Raw genomic sequence first — 13,045 nt, forward strand, 5'->3', positions numbered from 1 at the left:
ATTACCGGGGCGATCGCGTTGGGCAGTGTCCGTGGGCGGGCGCCCTCGACCCATTGGGCGAAAGTGGCCACGAGCGTCAGTCTTGCACGGGCAGTCACCGTGGCAGACTGAGCGCATGGAGGAGCGACTCAGCAAGACGGAGATTCGCAAGGACGCCGTGCAGGAGATCGTTGGGGCCGGCGCATCGACGGTCGGTGAGGTGGCCTCGATCATCACGACCGCGGTCAAGGACGTTGCAAACGCCATCGGTGGATTTGCAACGGACGCATTCGAGATTCGCGACGGGGTTCGGCGCGCGTCAAGACAAGTCGAAGACGACACCGAGGACGAGTAGCGGACCGTTGCTCGGAGTCATCGGCGGCAGCGGCTTCTACTCGTTCTTCGGTCCCGACGCGCGCAGCATCAGCCTGGACACGCCGTACGGCTCGCCCAGCGCACCGATCACCGTCGGCACCGTCGGCGACCACGAGGTCGCGTTCTTGCCGCGCCACGGCGTCAACCACGAGTTCTCGCCGCACGCGGTGCCGTACCGCGCCAACATGTGGGCGCTGCGCGCGTTGGGCGTGCGCCGGATCTTCGGCCCGTGCGCGGTCGGCAGCCTGACCCAGGAGCTGGAAACCGGCGCCATGGTGGTGCCCGATCAACTGGTCGACCGCACCACCGGCCGCGACGACACCTACTTCGACTCGGGCGGCATCCATGTCGCTTTCGCGGATCCCTACTGCCCGACGCTGCGTGCCGCGGCGGCGGGCCTGCCCGATGTGGTTGACGGCGCCACGATGGTCGTCATCCAGGGGCCGCGGTTTTCCACGCGGGCCGAAAGCCGGTGGTTCGCAAGCCAGGGCTTCACGCTGGTGAACATGACCGGTTATCCGGAGGCGGTGCTGGCTCGCGAACTTGAAATGTGCTATGCCGCCATCGCTTTGGTGACGGACCTGGACGCGGGTATCGAGACCGGCGCGGGGGTTAGGGCGGTCGACGTGTTCGCGGAGTTCGAACGGAACCTGGTGCCGTTCAAGAAGCTGGTGTTCGAGGCCATCGATCAAGTGGAGTTCGAGCGCACCTGCACGCATTGCCTGCCGCACGAGGGCATCTCGCTGCCCTTCGAATTGCCGTGAGAGTTCTGCTTACCGGAGCGGCGGGCTTCATCGGAGCCCGGGTGGATGCTGCGCTGCGCGACGCGGGGCACGACGTCGTCGCTGTCGACGCGATGCTCTCCGCCGCCCACGGTCCCGACGCGGAGCCGCCGCCGGACTGCCTGGTGCTCGACATCCGCGAGGCGGCCGAGTTGGCGCCGCTGCTCAAGGGCGTCGACGTGGTGTGCCATCAGGCGGCCGTCGTCGGGGCGGGAGTCAACGCCGCCGACGCGCCCTCGTACGGCAGCCACAACGATTACGGCACGACGGTGCTGCTCGCCGAGATGTTCGCGGCCGGATGCGAACGGCTGGTGCTGGCGTCGTCGATGGTCGTCTACGGACAGGGCCGCTACGACTGTCCCGAGCACGGGGGAGTCGACCCCCTGCCGCGCACCCGCGCCGACCTGGACGCCGGCGTGTTCGACCATCGCTGTCCCGTGTGCGGGGTGCCGGTGCAATGGCGACTGGTCGGTGAGGACGCGCCGCTTCGCCCCCGGAGTCTGTACGCGGCCAGCAAGGCAGCACAAGAGCATTACGCGCAGGCGTGGTCGGAGTCGACGGGCGGTTCGGTGGTCGCGCTGCGATACCACAACGTCTACGGGCCACACATGCCGCGCGACACCCCGTACTCCGGGGTCGCGGCGATCTTCCGCTCGGAACTCGAAGCAGGCGACGTGCCAAGGGTTTTCGAAGACGGCGGCCAAATGCGCGACTTCGTTCACGTCGACGACATCGCCGCGGCCAACGTGGCGGCCGTCGAGTCTGCGCTCGAGGGATTCAACGCCTTCAACGTCTGTTCGGGCCGGCCGATCTCGATCATGGACGTGGCCACCGAGCTGTGCGCCGCCCGCGGCGACGCACCCCCGGTTGTCACCGGCCAGTACCGCAGCGGCGACGTCCGCCACATCGTCGCCGACCCCGCCCGCGCCGCCGAGGTGCTGGGCTTTCGCGCCGCCGTCGACCCGCGCGACGGATTGCGCGAATTCGCATTCGCACCATTGCGGGGCTAGATGCGCCGGGCGGCGTGGGTTGTCGCTATCGTCGCACTCGTGGCGTCGGGTCTGGTTGCGCTGATGTTTTCGCAGCAGCGCCGGTTGATCTACTTTCCTTCACCGGGGCCGCTGCCGTCTGCCGCGACAATCCTGCCGACTGGCCGAGATGTCGTCCTGGAGACCGACGACGGAATCCGGTTGGGCGCTTGGTATTTCCCGGTTGACGGCGATGGTCCCGCGGTGCTGGTGTGCAACGGCAATGGCGGCGACCGGTCAATGCGTGCCGAGTTGGCCGCAGCCCTGAACCGGATGGGCATTTCCGTGCTGCTGTTCGATTACCGCGGCTACGGCGGCAACCCCGGCCGCCCGTCGGAAGACGGCCTTGCCGCCGACGCGCGAGCCGCCCAGGCGTGGCTGGCCGCACAGCCCGGCGTCGACCAGATCGTGTACTTCGGTGAATCTCTGGGCGCCGCAGTGGCCGTCGGACTGGCGGTGCAGCGTCCGCCGGCGGCGTTGGTGTTGCGGTCGCCGTTCACGTCGTTGGCCGATGTGGCCGCCGTGCATTACCCCTGGCTGCCTGTGCGGCGGCTGCTGCTCGACCGGTACCCGTCGATCGAGCGCATCGCGTCGATTCGAGTGCCGGTCCTCGTCATCGCCGGGGATCGCGACGACATTGTCCCCGCGACGCTGAGCAAGCGGCTGTACGACGCGGCCAACGAACCGAAGCGGTGGCTGCTGGTCGCGGGCTCCGGCCACAACGACATGGAGCTGCTCGACGGGCGACGGATGCTCGATGAGATCCGGGGGTTCCTGTCGGAGACAGGTCTCACTTAGTAATACTGGTGAAGTGAAACCAGCGATCTGCGAGCAGTTCGGCATCGACTTTCCGCTCTTCGCGTTCAGCCACTGCCGCGACGTGGTCGCCGCGGTGACCAACGCGGGCGGCTTCGGGGTGTTGGGCGCGACGGCGTTCACCCCGGAGCAGCTGGACCAGGAGCTCTCGTGGATCGACGAGCACGTCGGTGGCAAGCCGTACGGCCTCGACCTCATCGTGCCGGCCAAGTTCGAGGGTAAGGGCGAGAAGCTCTCCCGCGGCGAGCTGGCTGAGCGGATTCCGGAGAGCTATCGCGGGTTCATCGCCGAGCTGCTCGCCGCCCACGACATCGAGCCAGAGGAATCGCCACGGATCGGGCCGTCGTTCCTGTCCGGCGACACGGGCAAGGACCTGCTCGACGTCGCGATGAGTCATCCGATCAAGTTGATCGCCAACGCGTTAGGGGTCCCGCCGGACTACATGATCGAGGCGGGCAAGGAGCGCGGCGTCCCCGTCGCCGCGCTCGTCGGCGCCAAGGAGCACGCCGTCAAGCAGGTGCACGCCGGGGTGGACCTGATCGTTGCGCAGGGCACCGAGGCGGGCGGCCACTGCGGCGAGGTCACGACGATGGTGTTGATCCCCGAAGTCCTGGAAGCCCTAGCGGCCATCGGCAGCAAAATCCCCGTGCTTGCGGCCGGTGGGATCGTCACAGGTCGGCAGATGGCCGCGGCCGTGGCGATGGGTGCCGACGGGGCCTGGACCGGATCGGTGTGGCTGACCACCGAGGAGGCCGAGACGGCGCCGCACACCGTGCAGAAAATGCTGGCTGCGACGTCGCGCGACACCATCCGTTCGGCGGGGCGGACGGGAAAGCCGGCTCGGCAGCTGGTCTCGGATTGGACCGATGCGTGGCTGCCGCGTGAGGGTGGCCAGCGGCCGTTGCCGTTGCCGCTGCAGTCGATGCTGTCCGAGCCGGTCATCCGCCGGGTCGACGTGCTGGCGTCGCAGGGGCATCCCGGCGCGCAGGCGTTGGCGACCTACTTCGTCGGCCAGGGCGTCGGGCTGATGAACAAGGTCAAGCCCACCCGCGAGGTGGTGCGCGAATTCATCGAGGACTATCTGGCGGCGACGGAGCGGCTCAGCAACTCGCTGCCGGATTGAGGCTTGACCCTGTACCCGGGTACAGGGTTCATGCTGGGGGAGTGAGAACAAGCGAGGTAGCCGCACAGGCTCAGGTCAATTCCCAGACCCTGCGGTACTACGAGCGTCGTGGCCTGCTCCCCGAACCGCATCGGACAGCATCGGGGTACCGCTCCTACACCGTCGACGCGGTACGGGTGGTGCGGTTCGTCAAGCGGGCCCAACAACTTGGATTCACCCTCGACGACATCGAGGAATTACTACACCTGGCCGGCGGCGGCCCCGCGTCGTGCGAGGCGGCCAAGACGATGGCCAGCACCAGGATCGCCGACATCGATCAGCGCATCGATGAACTCACTGGCATGCGCGACGCTCTCACCCAGCTGATCGACACTTGCGATGAGCCCCGCCGGAAGCGTGAATGCCCCATCCTCGAGGACATCGAAACCGCCGCGGCCGCAAGAGCTTCGGTGAGGCGGTGATACACCATGCGGATCGAGCTTCTCACCTCGCATGGCTGTCCGAATGCCGCCGGCGCTAAGGCCGCGGTCACCGAATGCCTGACCGCGCTGGGCATCGACGTGCCGATCATCGAGCGCGTGGGCCGGTACCCGTCACCGACGGTCCTCGTCGACGGTATCGACGTCATGCGGCACGACGGCGAAACGCCAGAGGGCGACACCTGCCGGCTGGATCTGCCGACCGCGCAACGGATTATGGATGCGCTGCGAAAGGAGCCGAAATGACCGCCGACCTGATGCCAGCAGCCTTGCGACTGCTCGCCAGGGGCGCACCGGTGACGATGACCGAGCTTGCCGCGGCTGCCGGTGTGGATGTCGCCGATGTTGACAACGCTTCTGGTGCCGGGGACATCGAATACGACGACGAGCACCGCATCGTCGGATGGGGGCTGACCCTCATCCCTACGCCGCACCAGTTCATCGTCGACGGCAGACGGCTCTACACGTGGTGCGCCGCAGACACCCTGATGTTCCCCGCAATCATCGGCACGCGGGTTCAGGTCGAGTCACGTTGTCCCACAACAGGTACAGTGATCGGCTTTACGGTGGATCCGCATGAAGGAGTGTCGAACCTCTCGCCAGTGACTGCGGTGATCTTCATTCCGGCGTCCGACGAGGTGGACGTCAGCCGAGTGCGAGCAAGCTGCTGCAACCCGGGTCTCTTCTTCGCCACGGCCGAGGTCGCCGCGGATTGGCGTGCTCAGCATCCCGGCGGATCGGTTCTGCCGGTCGGCGACGCCTACCCGCACGTCCAACCCCTCCTCAACCAGCTACTAGGGTGAGTTTGTATGGCGGCCGACTCAGGCCCGGTTGATCGCGCGCAGATCGCGATGGATCTGGAGCGCGCCCGCGCCGAGTTCCATCGCCTGCTCGCTGAGGCGGACCGTCGCGACGCTTGGGGCAGTCCGACGCACGGTACGCGGTGGACCAACGAACAGTTGCTGTTCCACATGGTGTTCGGTTACATGGTGGTGCAACGGCTGCTGATTCTCGTGAGGCTGTTCGGGCGACTGCCCGACCCGGTCGGCCGCTTCTACGCGAAAGTCCTCGACTCGGTAACCGCACCGTTTCACGCCGTCAACTACTACGGATCCTGCGCCGCCGCCACGGTCTACAACCGTCGCCGGATGGGCGCAAAACTCGATCGGGTTATCGAGTCGTTGCAGCGCAGGCTCGGCCGCGAAGATGAGGCCGCCTTGCACCGCGGCATGCATTTCCCGCCACGTTGGGATCCGTTTTTCGCCGATCACATGACGCTGGAAGACGTCTATCGCTATCCGGGACGACACTTCGACTTCCACGCTCGTCAACTGTCATTCAACTAGCCGTTAGAGGTGAGCCGAACCTAGACCGGTACACCTTTCAGCGGCCAAACACCCAATGCGATGAGCGCCTAGGCTCGGGACACTAATCCTCGGCAGCCAGCGGCAGCCGCACCTCGAACCGCGCTCCGGTTGCCAGGTTGTGAGCCGTCAACGTGCCGCGATGCGCCTGCACCAAGCCGGCGGCGATCGCAAGGCCCAGCCCAGACCCGCTGGGCAGCGACGAATCCGCGCGCGGCACCCGGTCATTGGATCCGCGGTACGCGACGTCGAAGACCCGGGGCAGGTCCGCTTCGGCGATGCCGACTCCGGTGTCGTCGACGCGGGCCCACGCGCCGTTCTCGTCAGCGCCGAGCGCCAGCGACACCCTGCCGCCGGACGGTGTGTGCGCGATCGCGTTGGCCACCAGATTCGACAGCACGCGTACCAGCGCACGGTCACTTCCGAGTACGCGCACCGGCTCCGATGGCAGCTCGGCCCGAAGCTGCACGCCCGCACGCTCCGCGGCGATCCGGTGTGCGGTCAGCACGTCGTCGACGACCTCGTCCAACGCCACCTTGTCGAACGCCGGTTGCACCGCGCCGGCGTTGATCTTCGACATCTCGAAGAGGTCGTCGACCATCTCGGCGAGCCGAATCGATTCCTGCTCAATTGTTTTCGCATGAACCCGCACTTCTGAGTCGGGCACGACGCCGTCGGCGATCGCCTCCGATACGGCGCGAATACCGGCCAACGGAGTGCGAAGGTCGTGGCTGACGAAGGCGACCAGCCGGCGCCGCGACTGCTCGGCGGCTAGCTCGGAGTCGCGGATCTCCTGCTCCCACACCGTGCGCCGGGCCTGGTAGCGCGCCAGCATCACCGCAGCGGGGATCGTCACCACCGACACGATGATCAGCACGACGACCGTGCGCTCGAACGTCTCGGTGATCATGAAGCCGCTCGCGCCGAGCACACCGGTGAACGTCGCCAGCGTCGGGATGAGCACCAGCGCCACCATGCTGACCGCCAGCGACCACGACCGGGCCAGCCGGATGATGATCGCCCCGGCCAGCACGACGGGCACTGTGCACGCCAGCGCCAACGCGGCGATCTCCCACAAGTCAGTCGGCACTGCCGCTCCACAGATATCCGCGGCCCCACACGGTCTGCACTCGATGCGCATCGCCGAGCTTGGACCGCAGCCGCTTCACATGCACCGTGACCGTCGACAGATCGCCAAAGTCCCAGCGCCACACTTGTTTCAGCAACTCCTCGCGGGAGAACACGGTGTCGGCGTGGGTCGTGAAGAACAGCAACAGGTCGAACTCGCGGTTGGTCAGGCTCACCGGCTCGCCGTTGACCGTCACCGATCGCGCCGCGGTCGATACCGTGAGGCCGCCGACGCTGATGTCCAGCGGCAGCACACCCGCAGGCGACGGCGCGCGACGCAGCACCGACCGAACTCGCAGCGCCAGTTCACGGGGGCTGAACGGCTTGGTGAGATAGTCGTCGGCGCCTGCCTCCAGCCCGGCGATGCGATCGTCCTCCTCGCCAAGCGCGGTCAGCAGGATCACCGGAATGGAGTGATCGCCACGCTGACGCAGGCTGCGGCACAGCGACAAGCCGTCAGGGCCGGGCATCATCACGTCGAGCACCGCGACGTCGATGCGCTCCGAGCCGAGCAGCCGCAGCGCCTCCCTGCCGTTCTCCGCAAGTGACACTTCGAGGCCGTCGCGCTCGAGATAACGGCGCACGACATCGCGCACGACGGTGTCGTCGTCGGCAATCAGCACCCGCGTCACAGCTCGAGGTTAGCCGCGCAAAGCCGCTACCTGCGCAGATGTCACGGATTCGTCATGGTTGATTCCCAGTGCGCCGTCCGCGCCTGGCCTACCGTCAAGAGATATGCCCGACGTGACGGTGGTGCTGCCCTGCCTCAACGAGGCGGAGTCGCTGCCCGGGGTGCTGGCCGCCATGCCCGACGGCTACCGGCCGCTGGTCGTCGACAACAACAGCACCGATGACACCGCCGAGGTGGCGCGCAGGCACGGCGGCGATGTGGTCGTCGAACCGCGACCCGGTTACGGCTCGGCGGTGCATGCGGGCGTGGTGGCGGCGACAACGCCGCTCGTGGCCGTCCTGGACGCCGACGGCTCACTCGACCCGCGCGACCTGCTGGCGCTGGTCGCCGAACTCGGCCGCGGCGCCGACATGGCGATCGGACGCCGCCGTCCCGTCGAAGGACTGCGCTGGCCGTGGCACGCCCGGCTCGGAACGGCGGCGGTCTGCTGGCGGCTGCGCAGCCGCTACGGGCTTCCGGTGCATGACATCGCCCCGATGCGGGTGGCCCGCCGTGACGCCCTGCTCGCGCTCGGTGTGACCGACCGACGGTCGGGTTATCCGCTCGAACTGCTGGTGCGCGCTGCGCAGGCGGGCTGGCGGGTGGTCGAGCGCGACGTCGCGTACGGACCGCGCACCGGAGGCAAGTCGAAGGTCAGTGGCTCGGTGCGCGGCAGTTTCGTTGCGGCGCTGGACTTCTGGCGGGTGATCTCGTGATACCCGTGATCGTTCTGGTGGTGGCCAAGGCGCCGGTGCCGGGCCACGCGAAGACGCGGCTTGCGGCCCGCGTCGGCAATCAAGCCGCCGCCGACATCGCCGCCGCCGCTCTGCTGGACACCCTGGATGCGGTGGCCGCCGCCCCGGTCGAGGCGCGAGTGGTGGCGCTGACGGGTGAACTCGACGAAGCGAGTGGCGGCGACGAAATACGAACCAGCCTGGCCGATTTCACCGTCATCGAGCAGCGCGGCGCGGGCTTCGCCGAACGGTTGGCCAACGCCCACGTCGACGCAGCGGCCGCCTTTGTAGGGCTTCCGGTGCTGCAGATCGGGATGGATACGCCGCAGGTGACGGACGAGCTGATCGCGGAATGTGCGCGCGAGCTGTTGGCGGCCGATGCCGTGCTGGGCCCGGCTCGCGACGGCGGGTGGTGGGTGCTCGGCGTCGCTGATGCCGCGATGGCTGACTGCCTTAGGTCAGTGCCGATGTCGCGATCGGATACCGGCGTTGCAACGCTGGCAGCGTTACACGACACGGGGGTGGACGTGAGCCTGGTGCCCGCGCTGGCCGACGTGGACACCGTCGACGACATCGACGCGGTTCGCCGCGCCTGCGCACCTGGCAGCCGGTTCACCCGTGTCACGCGTGCGGTGGGGACCTGAGGTGCTGGGCAACCTCTACGACCGCGCGCTGGACGGCGAACGCTGCTGGATCCGCCACGACGACGGCCGCGTGCAACGGCTGCCTGTGCGCAGCTGGCTCGGCGGCCATCACGCCGACACGAAGTTCGACCGCACGGTGGTCGGATTGTGCAAGGGTCCGACCATCGATTTGGGCTGTGGTCCAGGCCGATTGGTCACGGAGCTCACTCGTCGCGGAGTTCCTGCGCTGGGCATCGACCAGTCCGTCACGGCGGTGGGATTGGCTCGACGCAGTGGCGCACCGGTACTGCGCAGAGACGTATTCGAACCGTTGCCCGGCACTGGGCGATGGCAGACGGTTCTACTTGCCGACGGCAACGTCGGGCTGGGCGGTGACCCGCTTCGCGTGCTGCGAAGAGCGGCGGAGCTGCTGGGCCGCGGCGGCATCTGCATTTCCGAATTCGATGCGGCCGCAAGCGGTGTCCGCGCAGGATTGGTCCGCCTCGAATCGTCGCGGACAATCGGCCCATGGTTTCGCTGGGCCTCTGTCGGCGTCGACTGCGCTGCCGAACTCGCTGAGAAGGCTGGTTTGGCGCTGACCAGAATTCATCCCATCGGCGGCCGGGTCGTCGTCAGTCTGACGGCGGTGTAGCCTCACGAGACAGCGTCAGCCGGATCGCGTAAACCACTGCGCTGATGGCGAATACAGCCGCGGTGAGCAACAGCCACCGACCCAGAAACGGCTCTTGAGTCTGGCCGGTGGCAGCCATGTAGGTTGGTGCGCCCTGCTCGATGATTCCGGGTAGGAACACCAGCAGCGACAGGCCCGACGCCAGTGCGGGTACCCGTACGTAGTTCACGAACGAAACCCGAGCGTCGCCGCGACGTGACCGAATACGTCCAGCAGACAGCAGGATTCGATCAGCAAGCGCATATAACGGGAAGAGTACGAGGTCGTGAGCGATGATCGCGACGGCGAACCAAATTGCGATCGACTGCCACCACGTGTTGGGGTTCCATAACGTTGCCGGTTTGATGGTCGCAATCGCGTAGCCGAAGAGCGCGAAGCCGGCGATGAGTGTCAGCAGGTGCAGCGGATGAGCACCGTATATGCCGCGGAATCGAGCCAGTGCGCTGCGCATGTCAGCCCGCCCTGAAGTCGATGGAGGAGACCCACTTCGTGTTGTGCACACCCGGCAGCGCCGGAACGATGATCCGGGCCGGGAAGCCGTGATCGGGTGAAAGGTCAGTGTCGTTTACCCGCAAGGCCAACAGCGAGTCCGGATGCGCGACCTGATTGGCTTGCAGAGTGGCCCGGTTGAATGCGCCCCGACGTTCCACTGACCGGACGAACGCCGACTTCGGTTCGGGAACACCGGCCAACCGCGCAAGCTCGCGCAGCGGGACGCCCGTCCATGTTTCGGTGGTCGACCATCCCTCGACGCAGGCGATGGGCAGCCGGGCGGTGTGCTGCGGCATCGCGCTGAGCGTGGCACGGTCCAGGATCACCGGCGCTGAGCCACCGGTCAGGGTGAGTTGCCATCGATCCCCGGTGAGATCGGGGGTGATCCCTGCGGCGGTGGCGGTTCGGTTGACCTGGAAGTCGTTTGGACCGCTGCCGCGGCTGCGTCCTCGCGGCAGCAGCAGCGCAGTGTGGCGCGTCCAGCCGCCGATGGTTTGACCGGCGGTGATCGCGGCCATGAACAGCGCGCCGCCGCCGACGAGGGCAAGAGCACCGCGGCGACTGATCGTCGGAAGCCCTGGTTCGGCGGCGACAAGGCCGTCCGGTTCGTACGGCTCGGGACGAGTCTGCGCACGGCTGGTGCGCAACACTTTTCGCAGCGACATCGATCGCAGGCCGGCCCACATTCGTGGGATCTTGATTGCGATGTGGACGAGGAAGCCCGCGATGAAGACCCAGGCTCCGTAATAGTGGGCGGTGTAGAAGCTGAACCCGAAGATGTAGTCGTACTGGATGTTCAGCACACCGGTGACGATTTCGAACAGGATCCCGCCGACAAGCATCAGCAACGAAATCCGTTCCAGCACTTGCGCGATCGACCGTGATGGGGGCCAGGTGAACAGGCGGGGATCACCGACCAGAGCTTGGCCAGCACAATCGGGATGAGCACAAGGCCCAGCCCGACGTGCATACCCTGGTTGAGGCGGTATAACCACGACGGGTCGGTGGGCCAATCAAACGTCGGCAGCTTCAGCCACCCGACGTTTCCCGGTATCGCCTGCCCGAATTGGGGTCCGTAGGCGATATAGGACAGCAGCCCGGTGAGGATGACGATCGGCAACGCGACCAACAGCGCCGAACCCAGCGCCGACGTCAGCCACAGGCCTCGAATGGGGCTGCGCCACCGGGTCGCGCGCTTGAGCCCGGGCGGCGGATGTTTGTCCAGCTCCTGCCACATCCGAGCGGGATAACCGTAGCCGCCCGAATCGGTCGGCGGCCGTCGCTCAGTGTTGTCCATGCCCTCCAGGCTCCGCTCCACGTCGATGTGGTGTGCGCGAGCGCCGATTCCGTTACCAGTTCGTCAGAATGAAGTGGTTCAGCAGCAGGGCGCCGACCACGTTGAGCGCCAACCACCAGCGATGCGACCGCGGCGGTAACAGCGCCGCCGCGGCGGTCAGCCACACGGTGAACGGCAGCCAGATGCGTTCGGTCTCGGCCTTGCTCAGCATGGACAGGTCGGCGCAGACGATCGCGAGCAGCGCACCGAGCACCACAAGATGAAGGCCGGCGCGCCGCTTGATCGCCGCGAAGTCGACCGCTCGGGCAATGCCTGCCACGCTGCCAAGACCGATCGCGCATACCACCGACGCGAAGTTCGCCCACGACCAGTACTGGAACGGCCGGTCGCTGGCGATGCCCTGCCAATAGCGTTCCTGCACCAGCAAGTAGCCGTCGAACCACCAGAATCCGGCGATGACGAACACCGCGACGATTCCGAGCGCTACCAGGACTGCGGTCAGGAGAGCGCGAAGTGCCGATCGCCAGTTCGTCGCGCTGAGCAGAACCGCCACCGCGGGCAGCGCCATCAGCACCAGGCCGTAGTTGAGGAAGATGCCCCAGCCGAGCAGCAGGCCGGAGCCGGCCGCGGTGAGCACCGGCCAGCGCACGGTGCAGCGGGCGGCCAGCGCCAGCAGTGCGATACCCCATGCGGCGACGCCGGCGAAGTAGCCGTCGGCCGACACCGCGACCCAGATAGCGGTCGGCGCCACCGCGACGAACGGGGCGGCCAGTCGGGCGGTGCTTTCGTCGGTCAGGGCGCGCACCGCCACGACGATGGCTGCCGCGGCGCTGGATCCGACCAGCAGACACAGCAGGCCCGCCCATGCGCCCCCACCGAGCCCGATGCGGTCCAGCCAGACGAAGGTCAGCAGGGCACCTGGTGGATGCCCGGACACGTGCGTCATCCACGAATCCGGTTGGAAATCCAGAATTCTGCTCGCAAACGCGCGAACCGCATCGGGAATGTCGGTGACAGTGGGGACCTGACGCAGGTATTCGTGTGTAGCGGTGAGCCGTCCGGCGAAGCCCCGCCGCCAGCCGTCGATCATGGCCAGTGAGAACGCCCAACCACACGCCGTCGCCCAAGTCACCCAGGGAACGAAACGCCACGGCAGCCGCAGCGCGACCGACTGCCCGTAGACGACGGTTGCCGCGCCGATGACGATCGCCGGGACGGTGCCCCACCCGACGTGGGCGTTCCACCACCCGAAGATCGGCGCCGTGTCGGCAAAGCTGTAGAGCCGCCGCGCCGACGCGTTGATCAAAGGGGTGACGACGCCGAGGTGTAGGTGCGGGACGACGAACGCCACGACGACGAGCAGCCCGCCGACGGTGACCGCTATCGCTTCCCTGCGACCAACTCGCACGACAGCCACCCTACTTTCACCGCGAGCGTTACGTAACAGTCATTCCATAACCGGCG

The 13,045-nt window shown here is 67.2% G+C and carries 17 protein-coding genes and 1 pseudogene; 12 read left to right on the forward strand and 6 right to left on the reverse strand.

Annotated elements, in window-relative coordinates; genetic code table 11:
- Window positions 1–71 (reverse strand): hypothetical protein (locus VFH65_RS05765; protein ID WP_353320228.1); only part of this gene is annotated, 71 nt, incomplete at its 3' end.
- 44 nt (window positions 72–115) lie between these two features.
- Between VFH65_RS05765 and VFH65_RS05770 the strand changes: the two genes are divergently transcribed.
- From VFH65_RS05770 to VFH65_RS05810, 9 genes are read left to right on the forward strand one after another with little or no spacing between them, the layout of a single operon-like run.
- A complete protein-coding gene (locus VFH65_RS05770) occupies window positions 116–334 on the forward strand; it encodes a hypothetical protein (RefSeq protein WP_353320192.1) in 219 nt (72 codons plus the stop codon).
- Between the two features lie 7 nt (window positions 335–341).
- Window positions 342–1,118, forward strand: coding sequence for an S-methyl-5'-thioadenosine phosphorylase (locus VFH65_RS05775; protein ID WP_353320193.1), 777 nt, complete (start codon window positions 342–344; stop codon window positions 1,116–1,118).
- Window positions 1,115–2,146, forward strand: coding sequence for an NAD-dependent epimerase/dehydratase family protein (locus VFH65_RS05780; protein ID WP_353320194.1), 1,032 nt, complete (start codon window positions 1,115–1,117; stop codon window positions 2,144–2,146). The genes VFH65_RS05775 and VFH65_RS05780 overlap by 4 nt, the downstream gene beginning before the upstream one ends.
- Entirely contained in the window at window positions 2,147–2,962 is an 816-nt protein-coding gene (locus VFH65_RS05785) for an alpha/beta hydrolase (RefSeq protein WP_353320195.1), read from the forward strand. It abuts the gene before it with no gap.
- A gap of 13 nt (window positions 2,963–2,975) precedes the next feature.
- Entirely contained in the window at window positions 2,976–4,103 is a 1,128-nt protein-coding gene (locus VFH65_RS05790) for a nitronate monooxygenase (RefSeq protein ID WP_353320196.1), read from the forward strand.
- Between the two features lie 41 nt (window positions 4,104–4,144).
- A complete protein-coding gene (locus VFH65_RS05795; RefSeq protein WP_353320197.1) occupies window positions 4,145–4,564 on the forward strand; it encodes a MerR family DNA-binding protein in 420 nt (139 codons plus the stop codon).
- A gap of 6 nt (window positions 4,565–4,570) precedes the next feature.
- Window positions 4,571–4,828: an alkylmercury lyase gene (locus tag VFH65_RS05800; RefSeq protein ID WP_353320198.1), complete on the forward strand. Its 258-nt coding sequence runs from the start codon at window positions 4,571–4,573 to the stop codon at window positions 4,826–4,828.
- Entirely contained in the window at window positions 4,825–5,385 is a 561-nt protein-coding gene (gene merB, locus VFH65_RS05805) for an organomercurial lyase MerB (RefSeq protein WP_353320199.1), read from the forward strand. Before VFH65_RS05800 ends, merB begins: the two co-directional genes overlap by 4 nt.
- A gap of 6 nt (window positions 5,386–5,391) precedes the next feature.
- Complete coding sequence (locus tag VFH65_RS05810; RefSeq protein ID WP_353320200.1) at window positions 5,392–5,928, forward strand: DinB family protein; 537 nt, start codon at window positions 5,392–5,394, stop codon at window positions 5,926–5,928.
- 82 nt (window positions 5,929–6,010) lie between these two features.
- Here the strand turns inward: VFH65_RS05810 and VFH65_RS05815 are convergent, their stop codons facing one another.
- Together VFH65_RS05815 and VFH65_RS05820 are read right to left on the reverse strand one after the other, a co-directional pair.
- The gene (locus tag VFH65_RS05815) at window positions 6,011–7,036 is read right to left on the reverse strand and encodes a sensor histidine kinase (RefSeq protein WP_353320201.1); all 1,026 of its coding nucleotides are present in this window, start codon (window positions 7,034–7,036) and stop codon (window positions 6,011–6,013) included.
- The gene (locus tag VFH65_RS05820; protein WP_353320202.1) at window positions 7,026–7,706 is read right to left on the reverse strand and encodes a response regulator transcription factor; all 681 of its coding nucleotides are present in this window, start codon (window positions 7,704–7,706) and stop codon (window positions 7,026–7,028) included. The genes VFH65_RS05815 and VFH65_RS05820 overlap by 11 nt, the downstream gene beginning before the upstream one ends.
- 103 nt (window positions 7,707–7,809) lie before the next feature.
- Here VFH65_RS05820 and VFH65_RS05825 point away from each other — a divergent pair, with 103 nt between their 5' ends.
- The 3 genes from VFH65_RS05825 to VFH65_RS05835 are packed head-to-tail and all read left to right on the forward strand — an operon-like array spanning window position 7,810 to window position 9,753.
- Entirely contained in the window at window positions 7,810–8,460 is a 651-nt protein-coding gene (locus VFH65_RS05825) for a glycosyltransferase family 2 protein (RefSeq protein ID WP_353320203.1), read from the forward strand.
- The gene (locus tag VFH65_RS05830; protein WP_353320204.1) at window positions 8,457–9,122 is read left to right on the forward strand and encodes a TIGR04282 family arsenosugar biosynthesis glycosyltransferase; all 666 of its coding nucleotides are present in this window, start codon (window positions 8,457–8,459) and stop codon (window positions 9,120–9,122) included. The genes VFH65_RS05825 and VFH65_RS05830 overlap by 4 nt, the downstream gene beginning before the upstream one ends.
- A 1-nt stretch (window position 9,123) precedes the next feature.
- Window positions 9,124–9,753, forward strand: coding sequence for a methyltransferase domain-containing protein (locus VFH65_RS05835; protein WP_353320229.1), 630 nt, complete (start codon window positions 9,124–9,126; stop codon window positions 9,751–9,753).
- Here the strand turns inward: VFH65_RS05835 and VFH65_RS05840 are convergent.
- From VFH65_RS05840 to VFH65_RS05850, 3 genes and pseudogenes are all read right to left on the reverse strand, one after another.
- Complete coding sequence (locus tag VFH65_RS05840; RefSeq protein WP_353320205.1) at window positions 9,734–10,243, reverse strand: hypothetical protein; 510 nt, start codon at window positions 10,241–10,243, stop codon at window positions 9,734–9,736. The two genes, VFH65_RS05835 and VFH65_RS05840, sit on opposite strands and share 20 nt — an antisense overlap.
- 1 nt (window position 10,244) lies before the next feature.
- Window positions 10,245–11,521 (reverse strand): annotated as a pseudogene (locus VFH65_RS05845) (molybdopterin-dependent oxidoreductase).
- 112 nt (window positions 11,522–11,633) lie between these two features.
- Window positions 11,634–12,989 (reverse strand): hypothetical protein, encoded by a 1,356-nt coding sequence (locus VFH65_RS05850; RefSeq protein WP_353320206.1) that lies wholly within the window; start codon window positions 12,987–12,989, stop codon window positions 11,634–11,636.
- Between the last annotated feature and the right edge of the window lie 56 nt (window positions 12,990–13,045).

It is taken from the genome of Mycobacterium sp., from assembly GCF_035697385.1.
Taxonomy (GTDB): domain Bacteria; phylum Actinomycetota; class Actinomycetes; order Mycobacteriales; family Mycobacteriaceae; genus Mycobacterium.

Bases quoted from the DNA above. Each gene is read 5' to 3' on its own strand.
- VFH65_RS05785 (WP_353320195.1), top strand. From the start codon at position 2,147: ATGCGCCGGGCGGCGTGGGTTGTCGCTATCGTCGCACTCGTGGCGTCG.
- VFH65_RS05800 (WP_353320198.1), top strand. From the start codon at position 4,571: ATGCGGATCGAGCTTCTCACCTCGCATGGCTGTCCGAATGCCGCCGGC.
- VFH65_RS05810 (WP_353320200.1), top strand. From the start codon at position 5,392: ATGGCGGCCGACTCAGGCCCGGTTGATCGCGCGCAGATCGCGATGGAT.
- VFH65_RS05840 (WP_353320205.1), bottom strand. From the start codon at position 10,243: ATGCGCAGCGCACTGGCTCGATTCCGCGGCATATACGGTGCTCATCCG.
- merB (WP_353320199.1), top strand. From the start codon at position 4,825: ATGACCGCCGACCTGATGCCAGCAGCCTTGCGACTGCTCGCCAGGGGC.
- VFH65_RS05825 (WP_353320203.1), top strand. From the start codon at position 7,810: ATGCCCGACGTGACGGTGGTGCTGCCCTGCCTCAACGAGGCGGAGTCG.
- VFH65_RS05770 (WP_353320192.1), top strand. From the start codon at position 116: ATGGAGGAGCGACTCAGCAAGACGGAGATTCGCAAGGACGCCGTGCAG.